A 25,497-nucleotide genomic window follows, 5' to 3' on the forward strand; every position below is an offset into this window, starting at 1 on the left:
TCAGAGCCTGGACCCGCACCCGTACGGCGTCGTGCATCCGGTGCGGGTTCAGGCGCGGAAAGCCTGGGCGCGGCTGAGCGCGCCGTCCCGTGTGCCCACCCGTCCCGCCCTGCGGGACGCCTGCCCACACGGGGGGGCGCGGGAGAGCGCGCTGTCCCGCAGGCCGCGCCCCGGGGCGGAGGCCGGAACTGGGGGTGGGCTCCGCGCTGCGGGACGCCTGCCCCCACGGGTCGGCGGGCCCGCGCGCAGCGGGTGAGGGGCGTTACAAGAACGGCGTCGCGTGGGTGGCTGAGGAGATGCAGGCGGCTATGCCGACGCCCTCGTGGGCCGCGCCGCACAGCGTGAGGGACGGCAGCGCGGCGGCTCCCTCGCGCGCGCGGGCGATGCGTGAGGCGTGGCCCGTGTCGTACTGGGGCAGGCCGCCCGGCCACCGGCTGACCCGCGTCGCGACCGGTACCGGCAGCGCGCCGAGCGCCTCCCGGAGGTCCGCGAGGACCCGCTCCACCAGGACCTCGTCCCGCTGCTCGACGAGCCCGGTCGTACCGGCCCGGCCCAGCGAGGCGCGGACGACGCACGGGCCTCCGGCCGGGAAGGACCACCTCCGGGAGAGCAGCGTCGCCGCCTTGATCGTCCGGCCCTCGGCCGAGGGGACGAGGAACCCGTTCCCGGGCGGCAGCGCCGCCTCCGTCTCCGGCGGGAAGGCCAGCGCCACCACCGCCGTGTCCGCGTGCCGGATCCCGCCCAGCGCCTCCGCCGCCTCCGGCGCGAGCCCCGCGAGCAGCGGCGCCGCCGCGTGGGCGGGGAGCGCGAGGACCAGCGCGTCGGCGGTCAGGGAGCCGGACGCCGTGGCCACCCGCCACTCGCCGGACGCCCACCGCAGCCCCGTGACCGCCGTGCCCGTCGCGATCCGCGCCCCGGAGGCCCGCGCGACCGCCGCCGGGAGGCGCCCGGTGCCGCCGGTCACGCCGCGTACCGCCGCCCGGGGCGGCCGCGCGGGCCGGTCCCGCAGCGCCGCGAGCAGCGAGCCGCCGCGCCCGGCGAGCGCGGCCACGGGACCGAGCGCGGAGCGCAGCGAGAGACGGTCGACCTCGCCGGCGTACACCCCGCCGAGGAGCGGTTCGACGAGCCGGTCGACAGCCTCCCTGCCGAGCCGCCTGGACAGGTACTCCGCGACGGAGGGGTCCCCGGCGGGCAGCGGCGGCGCCGGCAGCCGCTCCTCCTCGCGCAGCCGCGCGAGGCCCGCCTCCGACAGCAGCCCCGTGCCCTCCAGGGCCGCCGGGTCCGGCGGCACGCCCATCACGTGCCCGGCCGGCAGCGCCCGCAGCGCGCCCCGGCTCCACAGCGTGACCGGCCCCGGCGCGGGGTCCCGCAGGTCCCCGCCGAGGCCCACCGCCTCCGCCAGCTCCACGGCCTCGGGGCGCAGCGCCATCAGGGACTCGGCGCCCTCGTCGACGGGGACGCCCGCGAGCGGGGTGGTGCGGAGCTTGCCGCCGATCCGGTCGCCGGCCTCCAGGACGGTCACCTCGGCCCGCCCGCGCAGCGACCAGGCCGCCGCGAGGCCGGCGATCCCGCCGCCGACCACGATCACCCGGCGCATGCCAGGACCTCCCTGAGTTCGTCCTGGTGGGGGAAGGAGCCCGGCCGGTAGGCGCACCACGGGTCGGCGGCGAGCGGGTCGCCGGTGACCGCGTACGCCCGGGAGCGCGAGCCGCCGCAGACCCGCGCGAACTCGCACGCCCCGCACGCCCCGCCCAGCCGCCCGGGGTCGCGCAGCGCCCGGAAGAGTTCCGACTCCCGGTAGATCAGCGGCAGTTCGCGTTCCTTCACGTTGCCCGCCGACAGTGGCAGGAAGCCGCTCGGGTGCACCTCACCGGTGTGGGAGACGAAGACGAAGCCGCGCCCGGACGAGACGTCCATCGGAGGGCGGCGCGCGGTCCGCCGCTCGCCGTCGAACAGGCCCAGTTCCCCGGCCCGTTCGGTGAGCCGCGCGTGGAGCGGGCCGAGGGCCGGCCGCTCGCCGCGCCGGTCGAGCACGGCCCGCTGGAGGGCGACCCGGCGGAAGTGGTGGCCCTCGGTGGTCTTCACCGGCATCCGCGCCCCGAGGTCGTACAGGAAGTGCAGCACGTCCTCGCACTCGTCGGCGGTGAGCGCGTCGAGCGCGCCCGCCCGGCCGGTGGGCACCAGGAGGAAGCCGGACCAGAGCAGGGCGCCCTCGCGCCGGACGAGCGCGGCGATGTCGGCGAGGTCGGGCAGGCTGTGCCGGCCGACGGTGGTGTTGATCTGCACCTTGAGGCCGAGGTCGCGGGCGTGGCGCCAGCCGTCGAGGGTGAGGCCGAAGACGCCGGGGACCCCGCGGAAGGCGTCGTGGCGCGCGGCGGTCGACCCGTCGAGGGAGAGCGAGAGGGCCACCGCCCCGGCGTCCCTGATCCGCGCGAGGCGGTCGCGGTCGAGGGTCGGCGTCCCGGACGGCGAGACCGCGACCCGCAGCCCGACCGAGGTGCCGTACGCGACGAGCGCGGCGAGGTCGGGCCGCTGGAAGGGGTCGCCGCCGGTGATCACGAAGAGCGGGGCCGGCTTCCCGAAGGCGGCGATCTGGTCCATCAGGCGGCGGGCCGCCGGTCCGGCCAGCTCGTCGGGGTGCCGGTCGGGCACGGCCTCGGCCCGGCAGTGCAGACAGGCCAGCGGGCAGGCCCGGGTGGCCTCCCAGATGACGAGGAACGGCCGCTCGCCGACGGGCTGTCGGGGCCGGCGTACGAGGGTCCTCCGGGTGGTGTTCACACCCGCTCCCAGCCGCGCTTCGGCGCCCGGTGGGCGATCCGGCCCGGACGGCGGCGCCGGTAGACGACGAACGGGCGGAAGAGGTACCGCACCGGCACGGCGAACATGTGCACGAGCCGCGAGTACGGGATGAGCGCGAAGAGCGCGAAGCCGAACAGGACGTGCAGCTTGAACGCGAGCGGCGCGCCGGCCATCAGCGCCCAGTCGGGGCTGAGCGCGAAGAGCGACCGGAACCACACGGAGACGCCCTCGCGGTAGTTGTAACCGTCCGTCGCGCCGGTGGAGTTGAGGATCGTGGCGAGGATCCCGAGGGCCATCGCCCCGAGCAGCACCGTGTACATGAGGTGGTCGCTCTTCAGCGTCGCCCCGCGCACCGCGGGCACCCGCATCCGCCGGTACACGAGGATCCCGATGCCGGCGGCGGCGGCGACGCCCGCGACGGCGCCGGTGGAGACGGCCATCAGGTGGTAGGCGTGGTCGCTGATCCCGAGCGCGTCGGTCCACTCCATCGGGATCAGCAGCCCGACGACGTGCCCGAGGACGACGAAGAGCATCCCGAAGTGGAAGAGCGGCGAGCCGATCCGCAGCAGCCGGGACTCGTGCAGCTGGGACGAGTGGGTGGTGATGCCGAAGCGGTCGTAGCGGCCGCGCCAGATCGTGCCCGCGACGAGCAGGGCCACCGAGACGTAGGGCAGCACGCCCCACAGCAGCAGATCCATCAGACCGGGGTCCTTTCGGCGCGGTGCGTGGTCGGCCAGGGCAGTTCGACGCCGGGGCCGCGGGGTTCGAGTCCGAGCGGGTCGATCCCGAGCGGGTCGATCCCGAGCGGGTCGAGTCCGACGCGTTCGCGCGGCGGCCCGGAACGGGCCAGCGCCTTCGCCTCCTCCTTCGTCTCGGGGGAGGGCCCGGGCAGGGTGCCGCAGACCGCCTCCAGGACGCCGGCGTACGGCGTCCCGGCGTCGGCGAGGGCCAGCCGCAGCAGTTCGAGGCCCGCCCGGTGCTCCTGGAGCAGTCCGGTGCCGGGCTCCTCGTGGAGGGCGGCGAACTCCAGGGCGGCGGGCAGGAAGTCGGGCAGTTCGTCGCTGTCGAACTCCAGGCCGTGCGCGCGGTAGGTCCGCTTGATCCGGACGAGGGAGAGGCCGCGCCGCCGGGTGTCGCCGTCGGTCCACCAGGTGAGGTAGAGGCAACGGCGGTTGCGGGTGTCGAAGGTGTCCGTGTAGTGGGCGGCGAGATCGAGGAGCGGGGTCCGTTCCACATGGTCGAGGAAGCCGGCGAGGCCGCCGGGAGCGCTGCCCGAGGCCCGCCGCAGCAGGGCCAGTTCCTCGTACAGCTTCTCGTCCGGATAGGTCAGGCAGCGCGCCGCCACCAGTCGTACCACCGCGTCCGGGTTCATGAACTCCTCCTCGTACGGCCCAGGTTGAGCAGGCCCCTGCTGCCGTCTCCGGCCTGGTCGGCGACCGGGCAGCCCGCTTCGAGGTCCAGTGGATGGCTCTCGGCGAGCGCGTCCGCGTCGGCGCGGGCGGCCGTGGGGATCACGTACCGGTCCTCGTACTTGGCGATGGCGAGCAGCCGGAACATGTCCTCCATCTCCTGCCCGGTCAGCCCGACCGCCGCCGCGACGCCCTCGTCCCGCTCCTCGCCCAGGTTGACCGCCCGCATGTAGGAGCGCATGGCGGCCATCCGGCGCAGCACGGCGTCCACGGGCACGGTGTCGCCGGCGGTCAGCAGCTCGGCCAGGTACTCGACCGGGATCCGCAGCGCGTCGATCGCGCCGAAGAGGTTCCCGGCGTCCTCGCCGTCGCTGCCGGTGGCGGCGACCGCGTCGACGACGGGGGAGAGCGGCGGCACGTACCAGACCATCGGCATCGTGCGGTACTCCGGGTGGAGCGGCAGCGCGACCTGGTAGGTGGCGATGAGGTCGTACACGGGGGAGCGGCGGGCCGCCTCCAGCCATTCCTCGGTGATCCCGGAGGCGCGCGCGGCGGCGGCCACGGCCGGGTCGCGCGGGTCGAGGAAGCACTCCAGCTGCGCCGGGTAGAGGTCGTGCTCGTCCTCCACCGCCGCCGCCCGGGCGACCTTGTCGGCGTCGTACAGCATCACGCCGAGGTACCGCATGCGGCCCACGCAGGTCTCGGAGCAGACCGTCGGCATGCCGACCTCGACGCGCGGGAAGCAGAAGGTGCACTTCTCGGCCTTGCCGGTGGCGTGGTTGAAGTAGACCTTCTTGTACGGGCAGCCGGTGACGCACATCCGCCAGCCCCGGCACTGCTCCTGGTCGACGAGGACGATGCCGTCCTCCTCGCGCTTGTACATGGCGCCCGACGGGCAGGCGGAGACGCACGCCGGGTTGAGGCAGTGCTCGCAGATCCGGGGCAGGTAGAACATGAAGCTCTGCTCGAACTCGAAGCGGATCTTCTCCCCGACCCGCTGCCGCACCTTCTCCACGAGCGGGTCCCTCGGGCCGTGCTCGGGGGCGCCGCCGAGGTTGTCGTCCCAGTTCGGGCCCCATTCGACCTTGTCGAGGGGTTCGCCGGTGACCTGGGAGACGGGCCGGGCGGTCGGCAGGTCGTCGCCGGCGGGGGCGTCGGTGAGGTTCTTGTACTCGTACGTCCACGGCTGGTAGTAGTCGTCGAGCTCCGGCAGCTCCGGGTTGGCGAAGATCTGCCCGAGCCGCTTCAGCCGCCCGCCGGCCCGCAGCCGCAGCCGGCCCGAGCGGGTCCGCTCCCAGCCGCCCTTCCACCGCTCCTGGTCCTCCCAGCGGCGCGGATAGCCCTGCCCGGGCAGGGTCTCGACGTTGTTGAACCACACGTACTCGGTGCCCTGCCGGTTGGTCCACGCCTGCTTGCAGGTGACGGAACAGGTGTGGCAGCCGATGCACTTGTCGAGGTTCATGACCATGGCGACCTGGGCCAGAACGCGCATTCTCAGTACTCCACCTTCTGGTCGCGGCGGCGGATGACCGTCACCTCGTCGCGCTGGTTGCCGGTCGGGCCCAGGTAGTTGAAGGCCCAGGTCAACTGGGCGTAGCCGCCGACGAGATGGGTCGGCTTGAGCATCACCCGGGTGAGCGAGTTGTGGATGCCGCCGCGGCGGCCGGTCTTCTCGGTCTTCGGGACGCCGACCGTGCGCTCCTGGGCGTGGTTCATGAAGACCGTGCCGGCGGGCATCTTGTGGGAGACGATCGCGCGGGCGGTGACCACGCCGTTGCGGTTGACCGCCTCGATCCAGTCGTTGTCGCGGACCCCGATGGCCTCGGCGTCCCGCGGCGACATCCAGACCGTCTGGCCGCCGCGGCCGAGCGTCATCATGTACAGGTTGTCCTGGTACTGGGAGTGGATGGCCCACTTGTTGTGCGGGGTCAGGTACCGGACGGCGACCTGGCGCCCGTCGCCCGACCCCAGCTCCGGTTCCCCGTACAGCCGGTGCATGTCCAGCGGCGGCTTGTAGACGGGCAGCGCCTCGCCGACCTCGTGCATCCAGTCGTGGTCGAGGAAGAAGTGCTGGCGGCCGGTGAGGGTGTGCCAGGGCTTGAGGTGTTCGGTGTTGACGGTGAAGGCGGTGTAGCGGCGTCCGCCGGCCTCGCTGCCCGACCACTCGGGCGAGGTGATGACGGGGACGGGCCGGGCCTGGGTGTCGGCGAAGGTGATGCGCTTGCCCTCGGCCTCCGCCGCCAGGTGGGCCATCTCCTGGCCGGTGCGCTTCTCCAGTTTCTCGAAGCCCTGGGTGGCGAGCCGCCCGTTGGAGGTGCCGGAGAGGGAGAGGATCGCCTCGCAGGCCCGCTGCGCCGTGTCCAGACGCGGACGGCCGTCCGCGATCCCGCCTCTGACCAGGCCGTTCTTGGCGCCGAGGTAGGCGACCTCCTCGTCGACGTCGAAGGTGATCGCCTTCGTCGTCACCCCGAGCCGGTCGACCAGCGGCCCGAGCGCGGCGAACTTCTCGCCGACGGCCCCGTAGTCCCGCTCGACCACCGTCAGGTTGTACATCGTGCGCCCGGGGACCGGCTCGCACTCGCCCTTCGACCAGTCGAGCGCCACCCCGCCGGGCTGTGCCATCTCGCCGCCCGGGGTGTCGTGCTGGAGGGCGGTCGCCACCAGGTCCCTGCGCACGCCCAGGTGGTCCCCGGCGAGTTCGCCGAAGCGGCGGGCGAGGGCGTGGAAGGCGTCGTAGTCGGAGCGGGCCTGCCACGGCGGGTCGACGGCCGGGGTGAAGGCGTGCAGGAAGGGGTGCATGTCCGTGGAGGACAGGTCGTGCTTCTCGTACCAGGTGGCGGCCGGGAGCACGATGTCGGACAGCAGGGTCGTGGACGTCATCCGGAAGTCCATGGCGAGGAGCAGGTCGAGCTTGCCCTCGACGTCGTCCTCCCGCCACCGCACGTCCTTCGGCGCGCAGCGCGGCCCGTCCTCGGGGAGGTTGGAGTGGGTGCCGAGGAGGTGCTTGAGGAAGTACTCGTTGCCCTTGGAGGAGGAGCCGAGGAGGTTGGCCCGCCACACGTTGAGCACGCGGGGCCAGTTCGCCGGCGCGTCCGGGTCCTCCCCGGCGAAGCCGAGCGTGCCGTCCTTCAGGGCCCGCACCGTGTCGGCGACCGGGTCGTCCCCGTCGCCGAGGTCCAGCGGGTTGCGGTCGAAGGTGGGGTACGAGGGCATCCAGCCCATCCGCGCGGACGCGGCCAGGCAGTCGGCGCCCGTCATGCCCGCGAAGCGTCCCGCGCCGAGCGGCGAGGCCAGCGACTCGGCGGGCAGGGTGTCGTACCGCCACTGGTCGGTGTGGAGGTAGAACCAGCCGGCGCCGATCATGTGCCGGGGCGGCCGGCCCCAGTCGGAGGCGCTCGCGAGGGTGGCCCAGCCGGTCACCGGCCGGCACTTCTCCTGGCCGACGTAGTGGCCCCAGCCGCCGCCGTTGCGGCCCTGGCAGCCGGTGAGCGTCAGCAGCGCGAGGAAGGCGCGGTAGATCGTCTCGGAGTGGAACCAGTGGTTGGTGCCCGCGCCCATGAGGATCATGCAGCGGCCCCGCGAGCGTTCGGCGGTGTCCGCGAACTCCCGCGCCACGCGCGCCGCCTGGGCGGCCGGCACCGAGGTCAGGGTCTCCTGCCAGGCGGGGGTGCCGGGCTGCGAGGCGTCCTCGTACGACTCCGGCCACACGCCCGGCAGGCCGGGGCGCCCGACCCCGTACTGGGCGAGCAGGAGGTCGTAGACAGTGGTGACCAGCGGCCCGTCCGGGGACAGCCGCCGCACGGGAACCCCGCGCCGCAGCACCTCGCCCTCCTCGTCGAAGCGGGGCAGCACCACCTCGGCGGACGCGCCCTCCTCCAGGAGGGACAGCCGGGGGCGTACGTCCCCGAGGTCGAGGTTCCAGTCGGGCTCGCCGCCGGTGCCCCAGCGGTGCCCGAGGGTGCCGTTCGGGACGACCGGCTCGCCGGTGGCGTCGTCGACGAGGACGGTCTTCCACTCGGCGTTCTCGACGTCCTGACCGAGATCGGCGGCCGTCACGAACTTCCCCGGGACCAGGCCGCGTTCGGTCTCGCTCAGCGTGATCAGGAACGGCAGGTCGGTGTAGGTCCGCACGTACTCGGCGAAGAACGGCGTCTCGCGGTCGACGAAGAACTCCTTGAGCACCACGTGCCCCATCGCGAGGGCGAGCGCGCCGTCCGTCCCCGGGTGCGGGTGCATCCACTCGTCGGCGAACTTGGTGTTGTCGGCGAAGTCGGGGGAGACGGTGACGACCTTCTGGCCCCGGTAGCGGGCCTCCGTCATCCAGTGGGCGTCCGGCGTGCGCGTCACCGGCACGTTCGAGCCCCACATCAGCAGATAGGCCGCGTCCCACCAGTCGCCCGACTCCGGCACGTCCGTCTGGTCGCCGAAGACCTGCGGCGAGGCCACCGGAAGGTCCGCGTACCAGTCGTAGAAGCTCAGCATCGGCGCGCCGATGAGGGAGTGGAAGCGGGCGCCGGCCGCGTGCGAGGCCATCGACATCGCCGGGATCGGGGAGAAGCCGGCCACCCGGTCGGGGCCGTGCTCCTTGATGGTGTGGACGTGCGCGGCGGCGGCGATCTCCACCGCCTCCTCCCAGGTCGCCCGCACCAGACCGCCCTTGCCCCGGGCCTGCTGGTAGGTGCGGCGGCGGACCGGGTCGCGCTGGATGTCCGCCCACGCGAGCACCGGGTCCTTCAGGCGCTTCCTCGCCTCCCGGTACATCGCGAGCAGGGTGCCGCGGACCATGGGGTGGCGGACCCGGGTGGGGGAGTAGCTGTACCAGGAGAAGGAGGCGCCCCGGGGGCAGCCGCGCGGCTCGTACTCGGGCCGGTCGGGGCCGACGGAGGGGTAGTCGGTGGCCTGGGTCTCCCAGGTGATGATCCCGTCCTTGACGTACACCTTCCACCGGCACGAGCCGGTGCAGTTGACGCCGTGGGTGGAGTACACGACCTTGTCGTGGCTCCAGCGGTCCCGGTAGAACGACTCGCCCTCGCGGCCGCCGGTGCGGTGCACCGTCCGCAGGTCATCGGAGACCTCGGAACGGGAGAAGAACCTTCCCGCTCGGAGGAGGATCTCGGCGGCGTCCGGCTGCTCCTGCTGCACGTCAGGCTCCTTCACGACGATGCGTTCAGCAGCTTGAGCCTAGGTCGGGCGAAACGGTGCGAAGGGGGGCCGATGGTCCCGTGAGGGGGTGACCAAATCCCGCATTTGTCCCGGGGGGAGGCGTGTGACCCTGGTGGGGTGAGCACTGTCCGTCGGTGGATACCGAACCAGCACGGAGCCTGGGCCATGCTCGCCGTGCCCTACCTCGCGGGAGTCCTGATCGGCTCCCCGACCTGGCTCCAACTCCCCCTCTTCCTGGCGTGGTTGCTCGCCTACTGCGCCGTCTTCCACCTCGAGCAGTGGGTACGGCTCCGACGCGCGTCCCGCAACCCCCGGGCAGCGGCACGCCACCGGCGCCCCGCGCTGGTCCTCGGAAGCGCGACGCTCGCCTTCGGCCTGCCCCTGCTGGTGGCGGAGCCCTGGCTGGGGATCGCCGCCGCCCTGGCGGCCCTCTTCCTCGCGGTGAACATCGCCTACGCCCGCCGCAACAGGGAACGGGCCCTGGTCAACGGGCTCGTGGCCGTCGTGCCCGCCTGCGGGATGCTGCTCGTCGCGCTCCGCGCGGGCGGCGGCCAGGTCGCCGAGGGCCTCGCCCCGGCGCTCGCCTGCCTGCTGTACTTCGCCGGCACCGTCCCGTACGTGAAGACGATGATCCGCGAGCGGAACTCGGAGGCGTACCGCAGGGGTTCGGTCGCCTACCACGCCCTGGCGCTGCTCGCGGCGGCCGTCCTGAACCCCTGGCTCGCCGTCCCGTTCGCCCTCTATCTCGCCCGCGCCGCCGTGCTGCCCGGCCGGGGCCTCAGGGTCCCGGTGGTGGGAGCGGTCGAGGTCGGCTGCTCGCTGCTGCTGCTCGGCTTCCTGGCCGGCGTCTACGGCTGACGGCGTCCCGGTGGGCGGGCGGCCACGGCCGGCGGGAGGACTACAGCGCCCCCCGCTTGGTGAGCCAGTTGAAGCAGATCCAGCCGGGCAGGACCGGCAGCCACAGGGTCAGCAGACGGTAGAGGAGGACCGCCGGGGTGGCGACGTCGATGGGCACGTTGGCCACCGTGACCAGGCCGCCGATCAGCGCGCCCTCGACCGCGCCGACACCGCCGGGCGTCGGCGCCGCCGAGCCGAGCGCGTTGCCCGCCAGGAAGACCACGGCCACGCTCGCGAAGCTGTAGGACAGGCTGCCGTGCCCGAAGGCGCGGATCGACGCGTCCAGGCAGAGCACGAACACACCGGTCAGCAGCAGCATCCCGCCGATGCCCGTGACCAGCTTCATCGGCCGCTGGAGCACGTCCAGCATGCGCGGCACCACGCCCGCGAAGAGCGACCGCAGCCGGGTCGAGACGAACCTCCGCATGAACGGGATCGCCGTCATCACCAGGACCAGCACCGCCACCGTCAGCAGACCCGCGATGACCGTCCTCGACGGCGTGAACGACTGCGACTTCTCCGTCCCCGTCAGATAGCCGAAGGAGAGCAGCAGCAGGATGTGCGCCCCGAGCCCGAACAGCTGCGAGGCGCCGACGCTCGCCACCGCGAGCCCCGGCCGCACCCCCGCGCGCTGGAGGAAGCGGGTGTTGAGGGCGACACCGCCGACCGCCGCCGGGGCGACGATCTTCACGAACGAACCGGCGACCTGCGCCACCACCGTCCGCCAGAACCCGACCCGCTCCGGCACGAAACCGAGCAGGCTCATCGCCGCCGCCAGATAGCTGACCGCCGAGCACAGCACGGCCACGGCCACCCACCGCCAGTCCGCCTCGCTCACCGTGGACAGCGGCGTCCGGGCGATCTGCGACAGCAGGAAGTACGCGGCGACCGCGCCGGCGATCAGCGAGATCAGCGTCCGCGGCTTGATCCGCTCCAGCCGGACCGGCTCCACCGGCGCCTGCGGCCGGATCAGCAGCACCTGCCGGCGGATCTGCGCGAGCAGGTCCTCCTCACGGGCCTCGTCCAGGGCCTCGTCGAGCGCCCGCTTCTCCGCCTTCTTGTCCGCCCGCTTCTCCGCCTTCTCGGCCCTCGGGTCGGTGCCGGGCGCCGCAAGCCCCGCGTGCGCCGCCGCCTTGGCCTCCTCCCGCTCCCGCTTCGCCGCCTCGGAGGCCGCGAGCACCGCCTCCCGCTCCCGCTGCGAGCGCTCCCGCGCCAGCTTCCGCAGGGTGGCCCGGGTCGACCGGCTCAACGCGATCGGCTGGAGCAGCGGCAGACAGGCCGCCACCGCGTCGGGCCCCAGCACCTCCACGGCCGTCGCCACCGTCCGCTCCGCCCCGAGCCGCAGGCCGAGGGTGGTGAGGAACTGGGCGATGTCCATCCGCAGCACCAGATCGCCGGCCGCGATCTCGCCGCCGCGCAGATCCGTCAGGAAGACCCTGCCGGAACGATCCACCAGGATCGCGTCCCCCGACAGCCTGCGGTGCGCGATCCGGCGCGACTGGAGCGCCTTCACCTGCCGCCACGCGCCCCGCGCCAGCTCGTCGGTGATCTCGGCGTCGTCCAGCGAGTCCAGGCTCCGCCCGCCGATGTGCTCGTACACGAGCATCACCGCGTCGGGACCCAGCTCGGACGTGGCGATCAGCTTCGGCGCGTTCGCCCCGGCCGCGATCGCCGCGTACGCGAGGAGCGCCTCCTGCTCCAGCGCCTGCCGGAGCGAGACGATCGACCGGCGGGTGGTCACCGTCCGCAGGGTGATCCGCCGCCACAGCCGGTAGAAGAAGCCGTGCGCCTGCTGCTCCCGGTCGACGACGGTGACGTCGAGCGGCGGCCCCTCCTCCAGGCTCACGATGTACCGGCGGCCCCGGTCCCCGCTCTCCGCCGTCTCCGGGACCTCCTCGGCGCGCAGCGCCGTCACCGGCCGGAAACCGACCCGGCGCAGGCCGGCCAGCAGGGTCTGCCCCGTCGGGCGCACGTTCGGCGAGCCGACCGCGTACAGCGTGCCGTACGCCACCGTCCAGCCGATCAGCACGGTGAGGATGATCGAGAAGGCGGTGGTGTAGCCGGCCACCAGCATGGTGAAGGCGTCGAGCAGCAGCACCGTCCAGAGCGTGAACCGCCAGCGCGGCCTCCGGGCCATGCCGACGGCCGTCATGTACGCGATCACCGGCGCGAGGTAGTTGTGCACCGGATCGGTCAGCCCGCCGCCGCCGGCCGGCTGGGTCAGCGCGTCCTGGATGGTGTCCGGCGCGGCCTTCGCCACCCACAGGTCGATCGCCAGCGTCACCCCGTGGGCGAGGACGGCCGCGAGCACGCCGTCGGCGATCCGCAGCCCGTCGCGCTTCACCAGCCGCTCGATGGCGAACGCCACCGGCAGCACCAGGATGGCGATCGACGAGACCAGACCGGCGATCTTGACGAAGACGTCGGGCGCGCCGACGGCCCCCTTGTTGATGTCCTGTTCGAGGCCCGAGGTGGTGCCGTGGGCGAAGGCGGCGATGCCGAGGACGACGGCGATGGCCAGCAGCCCGGCCAGCAGACGCATCAGGTCGGACGGCCGGTGGACACGGGCGGCGAGCAGCGGCTCGTCGCCGGAGACCCGCTCGGGCACGTCGGGCCGAGCCTCACCGGGAGGCTGAGTGTCCTGACCCATCACCATGTCCGTCTCTGCGTGTCCCGCTACTTCTGATTGTGCTGCGTCCGCCGCTGCTTCCGCTGCCCGTGTCTGTCGCTGTTGATCTCGTATCACCGGTCACCGCCCGGACGATGGTGGCACGAAGAGCCGCCGCGCGGAGGCATCGGTGCCATGTCGGTGCGGTGAGGCAGGATGGGGCGGATGAGCGTGGAGGGACCCGTGGGGCAGACCGGACCGAGCGGAGCGGACGGCTCCGGACCGGCGGACGCGTACGCGGAGGACGAGCTTCCCCCGTACGTGGAGGGCGGACTCCCGCCGGACGCGGAGGGTGAGCTCCCTCCCTACGCGGAGTCCGTGCTCGACGTCGCCGACCGCATCCCGCCGGGCCGGGTGATGACCTACGGCGACGTGGCCGAATGGCTCGGCGAGGGCGGCCCCCGCCAGGTCGGCCGCGTCATGTCCCTCTACGGCGGCTCCGCCCCGTGGTGGCGGGTCGTCCGCGCCGACGGCACCCTGCTCCCCGGCCACGAGCTGCGCGCCCTCGGCCACTACCGCGACGAGGGCACCCCGCTGCGCGAGCGCGGCCCGGCCGCCGAGGGCCACGTACCGCGGATCGACATGCGCCGCGCCCGGTGGGACGGCGACCCCGACGGTGGCGGTGCCGGCGACGGCGGCGACGGCTACCCCGACGGCGGACCCGCCCCGGAGTGACCCGCGCGGCTTCCGGCGGCAGGCGCCGGGCGTGCGGGATCTCACACACCCGCCGCGGGCCCGGTCCGCCCCGGCGGAGGCCGGGACCCCGGCCGTCCGGTCCGGGAGACCGGGGCCCGCCGCGGCCCGGTTTCGCGTAACGTCGACGGGCGTGCCGCACCCGGCGCCGGACACGGCGGGGACACGGACCGCGGCGCGACGGCACCACATCACCATCGACCAGGACCGGCCAACCACGTGAGCTCCTCCTCCACCACCCGGCCGACGCCGCCGCACCAGGGACAGCCGTACCCGGGCGCGGGACGGCGGCGGACCCCCGGCGCGTACCGGCTGGTGCGCACGGCCCCGGCCCCGGTGGATCCCCCTCAGCTGGACGCAGCGCAGCGGGCGGTGGTTGAGCACGACCGGGGACCGCTCCTCGTCCTCGCCGGACCCGGCACCGGGAAGACCACGACGCTGGTGGAGGCCGTCGCCAGCCGCATGGAGCGCGGCACCGACCCCGAGCGGATCCTCGTCCTCACCTTCAGCCGCAAGGCCGCCGTCGAACTCCGCGACCGGATGGCGGGCCGGCTCGGCGGCCGGCGCCCGCCGCAGGCCACCACCTTCCACTCGTACTGCTACGCCCTCATCCGGGCCCACCAGGACGCCGAGCTCTTCGCCGAACCGCTCCGGCTGCTCTCCGGCCCCGAGCAGGACCTCGCCGTCCGCGAGCTCCTCGCCGGCCAGATCGACCTCGGAAGGAACGGGCTCGGCGGGGTCCGCTGGCCCGACGAGCTCCGCGCCTGCCTCACCACCCGCGGCTTCGCCGACGAGGTCCGCGCCGTCCTCGCCCGCTCCCGCGAACTCGGCCTCGGCCCCGACGCGCTCCGCCGCTTCGCCGAGCGCGTCGGCCGCCCCGACTGGAAGGCCGCCGCCGGCTTCCTCGCCGAGTACCTCGACGTCCTCGACCTCCAGGGCGTCCTCGACTACACCGAGCTGGTGCACCGGGCCGTCCTGCTCGCCGAGCGGGTCGACCTCCCCGCGTACGACGCCGTCTACGTCGACGAGTACCAGGACACCGACCCCGCCCAGGTCCGGCTCCTCACCGCGCTCACCGCCGGCGGCCGGAACACGGTCGTCGCCTTCGGCGACCCCGACCAGTCGATCTACGCCTTCCGCGGCGCCGACGTGAACGGCATCCTCGACTTCCCCGCCGCCTTCGGCGGCGCCCCCGTCCGCGTCCTCGGCACCTCCCGCCGGGCCGGCGCGGACCTCCTCGCCGCCACCCGGCAGCTGACCCGGCGGATGTCGCTGACCCGCCTGCCCGCCGCCGCGGTCCGCGCCCACCGCGAGCTGACGCCGGTACGCGACGGAGGCCGGGCCGAGGCGTACACGTACCCCACCGCCTCCGCCGAGGCCGAGAACATCGCCGACCTGCTCCGCCGCGCCCACCTGGAGGACGGCGTCCCCTGGCACGCCATGGCCGTCCTCACCCGCGCCGGCGCCGGCCTCCCCGCCCTCCGCCGCGCCCTCACCTCGGCCGGCGTCCCGGTGGAAACCGACGCGGCGGACACCCCACTCCGCCACGAACCAGCGGTGGCCCCCCTGCTCCTGGCCCTCCGAGCGGTCGCGACCCCCCAGGTTGTGGGCACCCCGGTTGTGGGCGCCCCCTCCGCCACCCCGGTTGTGGGCAGGCGTTCCGCAAGGGCGGAACGGGTGGGCACAACCCCCCACGGCGCCGCACCGGCGCACGATCCTGAGCCCGCACCGGACGCGCCCGCACCCGCACCGGACGCGCCCGCACCGGCCGCGCCCGCACCGGAGGGCCCCGCACCGGACGCCCCCGCCCCGCAACCCGCCTGGCTCGACACGCAGACCGCCCTGGAACTCCTCGCCTCCCCCCTCGCCGGCATCGACCCCGCCGACCTCCGCAGACTCGGCCGCGCCCTCCGCGACGAGGCCCGCGCCGCCGGCGACCGCCTGCCGCCGCCGTCCGACGTGCTGCTCGCCCGCGCCCTCGCCGAGCCCGAGCGCCTCACCGCGCACGACCCCGCGTACGCCCGCGGCGCCCAGCGGCTCGGCCGCCTCCTCCAGGAGACCCGCGCGCTCCTCGCCGCAGGCGGCACCGCCGAGGAGGCCCTGTGGGTGCTGTGGAACGGCACCCCCTGGCCCGGCCGCCTGGAGCGCGCCGCCCTCCGCGGCGGCCCCGCCGGCCGCAACGCCGACCGGGACCTCGACGCGGTCTGCGCCCTCTTCGAGACCGCCGCCCGAGCGGAGGAACGGCTCGGCGGCCGAGGCGTGCTCAACTTCCTCGAAGAGCTCGACGCCCAGGACATCGCCGCCGACACCCTCACCCGCCGGCACACCCGCCCGGACGCCGTCCGCCTGATGACCGCGCACCGCTCCAAGGGCCTGGAGTGGAGCCTCGTCGTCGTCGCCGGCGTCCAGGAGGGCCTCTGGCCCGACCTGCGCCGCCGCGGCTCCCTGCTCGAAGCCGACCGCATCGGCCGCGACGGCCTCGCCGAACCGCTCACCCCCGGCGCCCTCCTCGCCGAGGAGCGCCGCCTCTTCTACGTGGCCGCCACCCGCGCCCGCGACCGGCTCGTCGTCACCGCCGTGAAGGCCCCCGCCGAGGACGGCGACCAGCCCTCCCGCCTCCTCGCCGAACTCGGCACCCCGCCGCAGGAGGTGCCGGGCCGGCCCCGCCGCCCGCTCGCCGTCTCCGCGCTCGTCGCCGAGCTGCGCGCCACCACCGTCGACCCGGACGCCTCGCCCGCGCTCCGGGACGCCGCCGCCCGCCGCCTCGCGGAACTGGCCGCCCTCGCCGACGAGGACGGGCAGCCGATGGTCCCGGCCGCGCACCCGGACCGCTGGTGGGGCCTCCACGAGCCGACCCGGTCCGCCGTGCCGCTGCGCGACCGCGACCGGCCCGTCGCGCTCTCGCCGAGCGCCCTGGAGAACCTCGCCGCCACCTGTTCCCTCCAGTGGTTCCTGGGCCGCGAGGTCAAGGCCGCCGAACCCGCCTCCGCCGCCCAGGGCTTCGGCAACGTCGTCCACGTCCTGGCCGACGAGGTCGCCTCCGGCCGCACCCCGGCCGATCTGGACGTCCTGATGGCCCGTCTCGACACGGTCTGGGACGCGCTCGCCTTCGACGCCCCCTGGAAGTCGGAGCAGGAGAAGGGGCACGCGCGCGTGGCGCTCGAACGGTTCCTGCGCTGGCACGTGATGGACCGCGGCGGCCGGACCCCCGCCGCCTCCGAGCACGGCTTCGACGTCACCCTGGAGGCGGGGGAGTACCAGGTCCGCATCCGCGGCTCCATGGACCGCGTGGAGACCGACGCGGAGGGCCGCGCGTACGTCGTCGACTTCAAGACCGGGAAGTCCGCCCCCACCCGGGACGAGGTCGCCCACCACCCGCAGCTCGCCGTCTACCAGCTCGCCGTCCGCGAGGGCGCCCTGGACGGGGTCGTCGACGGCCGCCCCGAACCCGGCGGCGCCGAGCTCGTCCAGCTCCGCCAGGCCGCGCCCAAGAAGGAGGGCGGCGACGCGCTGCCCAAGGTGCAGGCCCAGCCGCCGCCGGAGGGGGAGTGGATCGGCGACCTGCTCGCCACCGCCGCCGGCCGCGTCCTCGACGAACGCTTCACCCCGACGACCGGCCAGCACTGCGCGACCTGCTCCTTCCGCGCCGCGTGCAGCGCCCGGCCGGAGGGCCGCCAGGTCGTCGACTGAGCGAGTGTCGCGCGTCACGTTTCCGTTTGCGCATCCTTTGTCCACCCCGGTTGATCGCCGGTGGCCCGGCACCCCATAAGGTCTGCGTGAAGAGAACCTGTGAAATTCGCTTTCGAACACATCGAAGGCGCATCGAACACGCTGAGGAGTACGTGCATGAGGGCGAACCGGAAGCTCTGGGCCGCGACGACGATCTGCCTGACCGCCGTTGTCGGTCTCACGGGCTGCGGCAAGGGCGACGACAAGGCCGCCGACCCCTTCGCGGGCCTCTCCGCCGACGCGATCGCCGACAAGGCCGTCGAGGCCACCAAGAACGTCACCGCTCTCCACATGAACGGCAGCGGCACCAACGACGGCGAGGAGATGACCCTCGACTTCGCGGTCGACGACAAGGGCAACTGCAAGGGCTCCATGGAGGCCCCCAAGGGCGGCAAGGCCGAGGTCATCGGCACCGGCGGCACCAGCTACATGAAGGGCGACGACGCCTTCTGGAAGTCCTCCGGCGGCGGGGAGGGCTCCTCCGCCGAGGAGGCCGGCGCCATCTCCACGCTGCTCAACGGCCGCTGGATGAAGATGCCGGCCGGCGAGGACGGCCCCGCCGCCTTCTGCGACCTCAAGAGCATCACCAAGGACATGGACGAGGAGACCCCGCGCAAGGGCATGACGCGCGAGGCCGACGCCGACGTCGACGGCACCGCGGCCGTCGTCCTCAAGGGCAAGCCCGAGAAGAACGGCGAGACGTCGACCTTCTACGTCGCCAAGGACTCCGCCAAGCCCTACATCCTCCGTGTCGTGACCACCGGCGGCGAGGAGCCCGGCACCGTCACCCTCAGCGACTTCGACAAGCCGGTCGAGGTCACCGCCCCGCCGGCCGACCAGGTCGTCGACATGGAGCAGCTCATGAAGGCCGGCGCCGGCAGCTGAACGCCCCGCGCCGAGTAGCGACCACGCGCGCGTGGGGCCACCCTGGTGACAGGGTCCGGGGGGACGAGGAGGCTCGTATGCGGTCCCAGTCTTCCCGGTCCAGCCACCGGAAGCTCCGCGCCGCGGCGGTCGTCTGCGCCGCCGTCGCCGTCGCGGGACCCGCCCCGGCGGCGGCCTGGGCGGCGACGGCACCCCAAGCGGCACCCCAGGGGGCACCCCAAGCGGCACCCCAGGGCCCCGCCCGGCCCGCCGCGGCCCCCACGCCCGACCCCTTCGACGGGCTCACGCCCGCCGCGATCGCCGACCGGGCCGTGGACGCCACCCGCTCCGCCGACTCGCTGCGCATGACCGGCGAGGTCGTCACCGAGGGCCAGGACCTCTCCGTCGACTTCTCCGTCGACGACCGGGGCGCCTGCCAGGGCCGCATCGGCGTCGACGACGGCAGGGCCGAACTCCGCCGGGTCGACGACATCACGTACATGAAGGGCGACGAGTCCTTCTGGCGGACCTCCATGACCGCCCAGGGCGTGCCCGAGAACCAGATCGCCCCCGTCATCGAACTCGTCAAGGGCCGCTGGCTCAAGATCGCCCCCGGCCAGGCCGGCAGCTCCGACCTCGGCGAGGTCTGCGACCTCGACTCCCTCCTCGACGACCTCGGCAGGGACGAGGAGGACCGCGAGGGCCTCACCCGCGGCCCCGACCGCGAGGTCGACGGCACCCCCGTGGCGACCCTCGTCAAGAAGGACGGCGACGAGACCACCACCGTCTCCGTCGCACAGGAGGGCGAGCCGTACATCCGGGAGGTCGTCAGGACCGGCGGCGACGAACCCGGCACCATGACCCTCTCCGAGTTCGACCGCCCGGTGAAGGTCACCGCCCCGCCGGCCGACGAGACCGTCGACCTCTCCCGCCTCGACCCCGGCACCCCCGCCTGACCCAGGGCCCGACCGCCCCGACCGCCCCGCCCCACCCCCCGCCCCGAAAGCGCAGGTCAGGGACGTACCGGACGGGAATGTCCGACCGCCCGGTTAGCCTCTTCAGGGTGACCGCGCACCTCACCGACCCCGAGCAGCTCAAGGAGCTCCTCGGCATTCCCTTCACCCCGGAGCAGACGGCCTGCATCACCGCGCCGCCCGCCCCGCAGGTCATCGTGGCCGGCGCCGGCTCCGGGAAGACCACGGTGATGGCGGCCCGGGTCGTGTGGCTGGTCGGCACCGGACAGGTCGCCCCCGAACAGGTCCTCGGCCTCACCTTCACCAACAAGGCCGCGGGCGAACTCGCCGAGCGCGTCCGCACCGCCCTCGTCCGCGCCGGCGTCACCGACCCCGACCCGGTCGACCCCGAGAACCCCCCGGGCGAGCCCCGCATCTCCACGTACCACGCCTTCGCCGGGCAGCTCCTCACCGACCACGGCCTGCGCATCGGCCTCGAACCGACCTCCCGGCTCCTCGCCGACGCCACCCGCTTCCAGCTCGCCGCGCGCGTGCTGCGCGAAGCCCCCGGCCCGTACCCGGCGCTCACCAAGTCCTTCCCGGCCCTCGTCGAGAACCTGCTCGCGCTCGACGCCGAACTGGCCGAGCACCTCGTCGAGCCCGCCGACCTCCTCGCGTACGACACCGGGCTGCTCACCGCCCTCGCCGCCGCCACGCTCACCAACGACGACCTGCGCAAGCTCCCCGACACCGCCGCCGCCCGCCGCGAACTGACCGGGCTCGTCACCCGCTACCGGGCCGCCAAGCGCTCCCGCGACCTCCTCGACTTCGGCGACCAGATCGCCCTCTCCGCGCGGCTCGCCACCACCCGCCCCGAGGTCGGCGCGATCCTCCGCGACGAGTTCCGGGTCGTCCTCCTCGACGAGTACCAGGACACCTCCGTCGCCCAGCGGCTCCTCCTCTCCGGCCTCTTCGGCCAGGGCACCGGCCACCCCGTCACCGCCGTCGGCGACCCCTGCCAGGCCATCTACGGCTGGCGCGGCGCCTCCGTCGCCAACCTCGACGACTTCCCCGACCACTTCCCGCACACCGACGGCACCCCCGCCGCCCGCCAGTCCCTCTCCGAGAACCGCCGCAGCGGCGGCCGCCTCCTCGACCTCGCCAACGGCCTCGCCACCCCGCTGCGCGCGATGCACTCGGGCGTGGAGGCGCTGCGCCCCGCACCCGGCGCCGAGGCCGACGGCACCGTCCGGATCGCCCTCCTCCCCACCCACACCGAGGAGATCGACTGGCTCGCCGACTCCCTCGCCCACCTCGTCCGCACCGGCCGCGAACCCGGCTCCATGGCCGTCCTGTGCCGCACCGCCGGCGACTTCCCCGCGATCCAGGCCGCCCTCGTCGCCCGGGGCGTGCCCGTCGAGGTCGTCGGCCTCTCCGGTCTGCTCCACCTCCCCGAGGTCGCCGACCTCGTCGCCGTCTGCGAGGTCCTCCAGGACCCCGGTGCCAACGCCGACCTCGTCCGCCTCCTCACCGGCCCCCGCTGGCGCGTCGGCCCCCGCGACCTCGCCCTCCTCGGCCGCCGCGCCCGCCTCCTCGTCCACGGCGGCGACACCGACCCCGACCCGGGCCAGAAGCTCGCCGCCGCCGTCGAGGGCGTCGACCCCGCCGAGGTGATCTCGCTCGCCGACGCCCTCGACACCTTCCTCGACTCCGCCGGCCACCCCGACGACGGCCTGCCCTTCTCCGCCGAGGCCCGGGTCCGCTTCGCCCGCCTCGCCGCCGAGCTCCGCTCGCTGCGCGCCTCCCTCGCCGACCCCCTCATGGACGTCCTCCACCGGGTCCTGACCGTCACCGGCCTGGAGGTCGAGCTCTCCGCCTCCCCGCACGCGCTCGCCGCCCGCCGCCGCGAGACCCTCGGCAACTTCCTGGACGTCGCCGCCGGCTTCGCCTCCCTCGACGGCGAGGCGAGCCTCCTCGCCTTCCTCGGCTTCCTGCGCACCGCCGCCCAGTTCGAGAAGGGCCTCGACAACGCCCTCCCGGGCGGCGAGAACACCGTCAAGGTGCTCACCGCGCACAAGTCCAAGGGCCTCGAATGGGACGTCGTCGCCGTCCCCGGCCTGGTCGCCGGCCAGTTCCCGTCCGCCCGCGCCCGCGAGTCCTGGACCTCCCAGCCCCAGGTCCTCCCGCACGCCCTGCGCGGCGACGCGGCGACCCTCCCGGACCTCGACACCTGGGACGCCGCCGCCATGAAGTCCTTCAAGGCGGCGATGACCGACCACCAGCGCACCGAGGAACTCCGCCTCGGCTACGTCACCTTCACCCGCCCCCGCAGTCTCCTCCTCGCCTCCGCCCACTGGTGGGGCCCCGCCCAGAAGAAGCCCCGGGGCCCCTCGGACTTCATGGCGGAGCTGTACGCCCACTGCGAGCGGGGCCACGGCGACATCGAGGCATGGGCGGACGCCCCGGAGAAGGGCGCCGAGAACCCCCTCCTGGCGGAGGCCGACCAGGACCTCCCCTGGCCGCTTCCCCTGGACGAGACGGCGCTGGAGCGGCGCAGGAGGGCGGCGGAGGCCGTCCGGGCCAAGCTGTGGGCCTCCGTTCCGCAGGGCGGCACGGGTGGGCACGGCTCCTCAGGGGCGGCGCCCGATCCGCCGGCCCCGCACCCCGAGGACCCGCACCCGCACCCGCGGGACGGCGCCCTTCCGCACCCCCGCGAGCACGAGCTGACCAGGGAGGAGCTCCGCACCATCGCCTCCTGGGACAGGGACCTCGCCGCCCTCACGGCGGAGCTGCACCGCGCCCGCGCCACCACCCGGGACGTCGTCCTCCCCGCGTACCTCTCCGCCTCCCAGGTCCTCCGCCTCGCCGAGGACCCGGACGGCTTCGCCCAGGAGCTGGCCCGCCCCATGCCGAAGGCCCCCCAGCCCGCGGCCCGCCGCGGCACCCGCTTCCACGCGTGGGTGGAGTCCCGCTTCGAGGAGCTGCCGCTGCCCTTCCTCGGCCCCGACGAGCTCCCCGGCGGCGAGGACTTCGCGGGCGAGCCGGAGATCGTCGACGAGCGGGACCTGGAGGCCCTCAAGGAGGCGTTCGCCCGCACCCCGTACGCCCACCGCACCCCGTACCGGGTGGAGGTCCCCGTCCACCTCACCCTCGCGGGCCGGGTGGTGCGCGGCCGGATCGACGCCGTCTACCGGGACCCGGACTCGGGCGCGTACGAGATCGTCGACTGGAAGACCAGCCACCACCGCTCCGCCGACCCCCTCCAGCTCGCGCTGTACCGGCTCGCCTGGGCCGAGCAGCACGGCCTGGACCCCGAGGAGGTGGCCGCCGCCTTCGTCTACGTGCGCACGGGCGAGGTGGCCCGCCCGGCCCGGCTGCCCGGACGGGCGGAGCTGGAGGCCATCCTGCTGGGCGGGGCACCCCCCGGCGCCGGATAGGCTCGGGGCCATGAGCGAGACCCCGGACAGCGCCGTCCACCCCGTACGCGCGTACATCGCGCAGCACCGCGCCGCCTTCCTCGGCGACCTCGCCCAGTGGCTGCGCATCCCGTCCGTGTCGGCGCAGCCGGAGCACGCCGGGGACGTGCGGCGCAGCGCCGAATGGCTCGCCGCGGCCCTGAAGGACACCGGCTTCACCACGGTCGAGGTGTGGGAGACCGACGGGGCCCCGGCCGTCTTCGCCGAGTGGCCGTCCGACGACCCGGACGCGCCGACGGTCCTGGTCTACGGCCACCACGACGTGCAGCCCGCCGCCCGTGAGGACGGCTGGCACACCGACCCCTTCGAGCCGACCGTCGTCGACGGGCGGATGTACGCGCGCGGGGCGTCCGACGACAAGGGCCAGGTGTTCTTCCACACCCTCGGGGTCCGCGCCCACCTCGCCGTCACCGGCCGCACCACCCCCGCCGTCCACCTGAAGCTGCTCGTGGAGGGCGAGGAGGAGTCCGGCTCGCCGCACTTCCGCGCGCTCGTCGAGGAGCGCGCCGGCCGGCTCGCCGCCGACGTGGTGATCGTCTCCGACACCGGCATGTGGTCCGAGACCACGCCGACCGTCTGCACCGGCATGCGCGGGGTCGCCGACTGCGAGATCGACCTGTACGGCCCCGACCAGGACATCCACTCGGGCTCCTTCGGCGGCGCCGTCCCCAACCCGGCCACCGTCGCCGGCCGGATCGTCGCCGCCCTGCACGACGCCGGCGAGCGGGTCGCGATCCCCGGCTTCTACGACGGGGTGGCCGAACTCACGGAGGCCGAGCGGCGGCTCGTCGCCGAGCTCCCCTTCGACGAGGAGGCGTGGCTGCGCACCGCCAAGTCGCACGGCACCCTCGGCGAGGCCGGCCACTCCACCCTGGAGCGCGTCTGGGCCCGCCCGACCGCCGAGGTCAACGGCATCGGCGGCGGCTACCAGGGCCCCGGCGGCAAGACCATCGTCCCCGCCTCCGCCCACCTCAAGCTCTCCTTCCGGCTGGTCGCGGGCCAGGACCCGGACCGGATCGAGACGCTGGTGCGGGAGTGGCTGGCCGGACTCGTCCCGGCCGGCGTCCGGTACGAGATCGTCTTCGGCGCCCCGACCCGCCCCTGCCTCACCCCGCTCGGCCACCCGGCCCTGAAGGCGGTGGCCGGGGCGATGAGCCGGGCCTTCGACGGGGCCACCGTCCGCTACACGCGCGAGGGCGGCTCGGGACCCGCCGCCGACCTCCAGGACGTCCTGGACGCGCCCGTGCTCTTCCTGGGCATCTCGGTCCCGTCCGACGGCTGGCACGCGCCGAACGAGAAGGTCGAGCTCGACCTCCTCATGAAGGGCGTCGAGGCGACCGCCCACCTGTGGGGCGACCTTCCGGCCGCCCTGCGGGCGGGCGAGCGCTGAGCGCGCCGGGCCCGCACGCCGTCATCACCGTCACCGATCCGGGGGAGTTGGAAGCACCTGTGAGCACCTTGAACAACGCGTTCGCGGACCGCCCGATCTCGCTCACCGCCCCGAGCGGCGTCGACCGGGCCGCCCACCACCGCCTCGACGAGGCGTGGCTCGCGGCCGCCTGGAGCCACCCGACCACCCGCGTCTTCGTGGTGTCGGGCGGCCAGGTGCTGATCGACGACCGCCCCGACGGCACCACCGAGCTCGTCATGACCCCGGCGTTCGAGGCGCCCATGACCGAGACGCACCGCTACTTCCTCGGGACCGACGCCGACGGGGTGTCGTACTTCGCGCTCCAGAAGGACTCGCTGCCCGGCCGGATGGACCAGTCGGCGCGCCCCGCGGGCCTGCGCGAGGCCGGGATGCTGCTGTCGCCGCGCGACGCGGGCCTGATGACCCACGCGGTGGCCCTGGAGAACTGGCAGCGCCTCCACCGCTTCTGCTCCCGCTGCGGCGAGCGCACGGTGATCGCGGCGGCCGGGCACATCCGCCGCTGCCCGGTCTGCGGCGCCGAGCACTACCCGCGCACCGACCCCGCGGTGATCATGCTGGTCACCGACGACCAGGACCGGGCGCTGCTCGGCCGCCAGGTGCACTGGCCGGAGGGCCGCTTCTCGACGCTCGCCGGCTTCGTCGAGCCGGGCGAGTCGATCGAGCGGGCCGTGGTCCGGGAGGTCTTCGAGGAGGCCGGGGTCACCGTCGGCGAGGTCGAGTACGTGGCCAGCCAGCCCTGGCCGTTCCCGTCCAGCCTGATGCTCGGCTTCTTCGCGCGGGCCACCTCCCCGGAGATCGAGGTGGACGGCGAGGAGATCCACGAGGCCCGCTGGTTCTCCCGCGCGGACCTGGAGGCCGGCTTCGCCTCGGGCGAGATCCTGCCGCCGTACGGCATCTCGATCGCCTCCCGCCTGATCGAGCTCTGGTACGGCAAGCCCCTGCCGAAGCCCGGCGACGTCGTCTGAGATCCCGCGCACAGCGAGGAGCCCCCGCCGGACGCTTCCGGCGGGGGCTCCTCGCTGTGCGGGCGCGACGCGGGGTCAGGCGCCGAGCTTCTGCTTGACCTGGGCCAGCGACGGGTTCGTCAGCGTCGAGCCGTCCGGGAAGAGGACGGTCGGGACGGTCTGGTTGCCGCCGTTGGCCTTCTCCACGAAGGCGGCCGACTCGGGGTCCAGCTCGATGTTGACCTCGGTGTACGCGATGCCCTCGCGGTCCATCTGGCCCTTCAGCCGGCGGCAGTAGCCGCACCACTCGGTGCTGTACATCGTCACAGTGCCCTGCATGGCCAGGCGCTCCTCATCGGTTCGGGGGTCGGTGCCGAAGGGAGAACGTACGCCACCCGGCCCACCATTCCCGCCCGCCGCGTGAGCTGCGCCGCTCCCCGCCCCCGGCCGGGAGGATCATGCGACGGTAC

16 protein-coding genes are annotated in these 25,497 nt (G+C 74.4%); 8 read left to right on the forward strand and 8 right to left on the reverse strand.

Features of this window, described 5'->3' with window-relative positions; translation table 11 throughout:
• Positions 1-262: 262 nt before the first annotated feature.
• Genes hemG through ACIGHB_RS16510 form a run of 6 tightly spaced genes read right to left on the reverse strand, consistent with a single transcriptional unit; the run spans position 263 to position 9,350 of the window.
• A complete protein-coding gene (gene hemG / locus ACIGHB_RS16485) occupies positions 263-1,597 on the reverse strand; it encodes a protoporphyrinogen oxidase (protein WP_399913667.1) in 1,335 nt (444 codons plus the stop codon).
• The gene (locus ACIGHB_RS16490) at positions 1,585-2,778 is read right to left on the reverse strand and encodes a TIGR04053 family radical SAM/SPASM domain-containing protein (protein ID WP_399913670.1); all 1,194 of its coding nucleotides are present in this window, start codon (positions 2,776-2,778) and stop codon (positions 1,585-1,587) included. Before ACIGHB_RS16490 ends, hemG begins: the two co-directional genes overlap by 13 nt.
• Positions 2,775-3,497 (reverse strand): respiratory nitrate reductase subunit gamma, encoded by a 723-nt coding sequence (gene narI, locus ACIGHB_RS16495; RefSeq protein ID WP_360313487.1) that lies wholly within the window; start codon positions 3,495-3,497, stop codon positions 2,775-2,777. The genes ACIGHB_RS16490 and narI overlap by 4 nt, the downstream gene beginning before the upstream one ends.
• Entirely contained in the window at positions 3,497-4,171 is a 675-nt protein-coding gene (gene narJ / locus ACIGHB_RS16500; protein ID WP_399913674.1) for a nitrate reductase molybdenum cofactor assembly chaperone, read from the reverse strand. The genes narI and narJ overlap by 1 nt, the downstream gene beginning before the upstream one ends.
• Positions 4,168-5,700 carry a nitrate reductase subunit beta gene (gene narH / locus ACIGHB_RS16505; protein WP_399913677.1) on the reverse strand — a complete coding sequence of 511 codons (1,533 nt, stop codon included), beginning with the start codon at positions 5,698-5,700 and terminating at the stop codon, positions 4,168-4,170. The genes narJ and narH overlap by 4 nt, the downstream gene beginning before the upstream one ends.
• Positions 5,701-5,702: 2 nt before the next feature.
• On the reverse strand, positions 5,703-9,350 hold the full coding sequence (locus ACIGHB_RS16510; protein WP_399913680.1) for a nitrate reductase subunit alpha: 3,648 nt from the start codon (positions 9,348-9,350) through the stop codon (positions 5,703-5,705).
• A gap of 138 nt (positions 9,351-9,488) precedes the next feature.
• Between ACIGHB_RS16510 and ACIGHB_RS16515 the strand changes: the two genes are divergently transcribed.
• Entirely contained in the window at positions 9,489-10,229 is a 741-nt protein-coding gene (locus ACIGHB_RS16515; RefSeq protein ID WP_399913683.1) for a YwiC-like family protein, read from the forward strand.
• 40 nt (positions 10,230-10,269) lie between these two features.
• Here ACIGHB_RS16515 and ACIGHB_RS16520 read toward each other — a convergent pair whose 3' ends face one another.
• On the reverse strand, positions 10,270-12,924 hold the full coding sequence (locus tag ACIGHB_RS16520) for a lysylphosphatidylglycerol synthase domain-containing protein (RefSeq protein ID WP_399913686.1): 2,655 nt from the start codon (positions 12,922-12,924) through the stop codon (positions 10,270-10,272).
• Positions 12,925-13,092: 168 nt separating this feature from the next.
• Between ACIGHB_RS16520 and ACIGHB_RS16525 the strand changes: the two genes are divergently transcribed.
• The 7 genes from ACIGHB_RS16525 (at position 13,093) to nudC (ending at position 25,048) form a co-directional block, all read left to right on the forward strand.
• A complete protein-coding gene (locus ACIGHB_RS16525; protein ID WP_399913690.1) occupies positions 13,093-13,611 on the forward strand; it encodes an MGMT family protein in 519 nt (172 codons plus the stop codon).
• 237 nt (positions 13,612-13,848) lie between these two features.
• Positions 13,849-17,319: an ATP-dependent helicase gene (locus tag ACIGHB_RS16530; protein WP_399913693.1), complete on the forward strand. Its 3,471-nt coding sequence runs from the start codon at positions 13,849-13,851 to the stop codon at positions 17,317-17,319.
• Between the two features lie 156 nt (positions 17,320-17,475).
• On the forward strand, positions 17,476-18,243 hold the full coding sequence (locus tag ACIGHB_RS16535) for a hypothetical protein (RefSeq protein ID WP_399913696.1): 768 nt from the start codon (positions 17,476-17,478) through the stop codon (positions 18,241-18,243).
• Positions 18,244-18,320: 77 nt separating this feature from the next.
• A complete protein-coding gene (locus tag ACIGHB_RS16540; protein WP_399913699.1) occupies positions 18,321-19,178 on the forward strand; it encodes a hypothetical protein in 858 nt (285 codons plus the stop codon).
• A 107-nt stretch (positions 19,179-19,285) separates the two neighbouring features.
• A complete protein-coding gene (locus tag ACIGHB_RS16545; RefSeq protein WP_399913702.1) occupies positions 19,286-22,612 on the forward strand; it encodes a UvrD-helicase domain-containing protein in 3,327 nt (1,108 codons plus the stop codon).
• 10 nt (positions 22,613-22,622) lie between these two features.
• Positions 22,623-24,041, forward strand: a complete 1,419-nt coding sequence (locus ACIGHB_RS16550) for a dipeptidase (RefSeq protein ID WP_360313509.1) — start codon at positions 22,623-22,625, stop codon at positions 24,039-24,041.
• Positions 24,042-24,100: 59 nt separating this feature from the next.
• Positions 24,101-25,048 (forward strand): NAD(+) diphosphatase, encoded by a 948-nt coding sequence (nudC, locus tag ACIGHB_RS16555; protein ID WP_360313511.1) that lies wholly within the window; start codon positions 24,101-24,103, stop codon positions 25,046-25,048.
• Positions 25,049-25,123: 75 nt separating this feature from the next.
• Here nudC and ACIGHB_RS16560 read toward each other — a convergent pair whose 3' ends face one another.
• Complete coding sequence (locus tag ACIGHB_RS16560; protein WP_360313513.1) at positions 25,124-25,366, reverse strand: mycoredoxin; 243 nt, start codon at positions 25,364-25,366, stop codon at positions 25,124-25,126.
• Positions 25,367-25,497 lie beyond the last annotated feature (131 nt).

Source organism: Streptomyces sp. NPDC085460 (assembly GCF_044541975.1).
GTDB lineage: Bacteria > Actinomycetota > Actinomycetes > Streptomycetales > Streptomycetaceae > Streptomyces.

Excerpts from the sequence above, each read along its gene's own strand:
- hemG (WP_399913667.1), bottom strand. The coding sequence starts at position 1,597 with ATGCGCCGGGTGATCGTGGTCGGCGGCGGGATCGCCGGCCTCGCGGCG.
- narI (WP_360313487.1), bottom strand. The coding sequence starts at position 3,497 with ATGGATCTGCTGCTGTGGGGCGTGCTGCCCTACGTCTCGGTGGCCCTG.
- narJ (WP_399913674.1), bottom strand. The coding sequence starts at position 4,171 with ATGAACCCGGACGCGGTGGTACGACTGGTGGCGGCGCGCTGCCTGACC.
- narH (WP_399913677.1), bottom strand. The coding sequence starts at position 5,700 with ATGCGCGTTCTGGCCCAGGTCGCCATGGTCATGAACCTCGACAAGTGC.
- ACIGHB_RS16520 (WP_399913686.1), bottom strand. The coding sequence starts at position 12,924 with ATGGTGATGGGTCAGGACACTCAGCCTCCCGGTGAGGCTCGGCCCGAC.
- ACIGHB_RS16525 (WP_399913690.1), top strand. The coding sequence starts at position 13,093 with ATGGGGCGGATGAGCGTGGAGGGACCCGTGGGGCAGACCGGACCGAGC.
- ACIGHB_RS16535 (WP_399913696.1), top strand. The coding sequence starts at position 17,476 with ATGAGGGCGAACCGGAAGCTCTGGGCCGCGACGACGATCTGCCTGACC.
- ACIGHB_RS16540 (WP_399913699.1), top strand. The coding sequence starts at position 18,321 with ATGCGGTCCCAGTCTTCCCGGTCCAGCCACCGGAAGCTCCGCGCCGCG.
- ACIGHB_RS16550 (WP_360313509.1), top strand. The coding sequence starts at position 22,623 with ATGAGCGAGACCCCGGACAGCGCCGTCCACCCCGTACGCGCGTACATC.
- ACIGHB_RS16560 (WP_360313513.1), bottom strand. The coding sequence starts at position 25,366 with ATGCAGGGCACTGTGACGATGTACAGCACCGAGTGGTGCGGCTACTGC.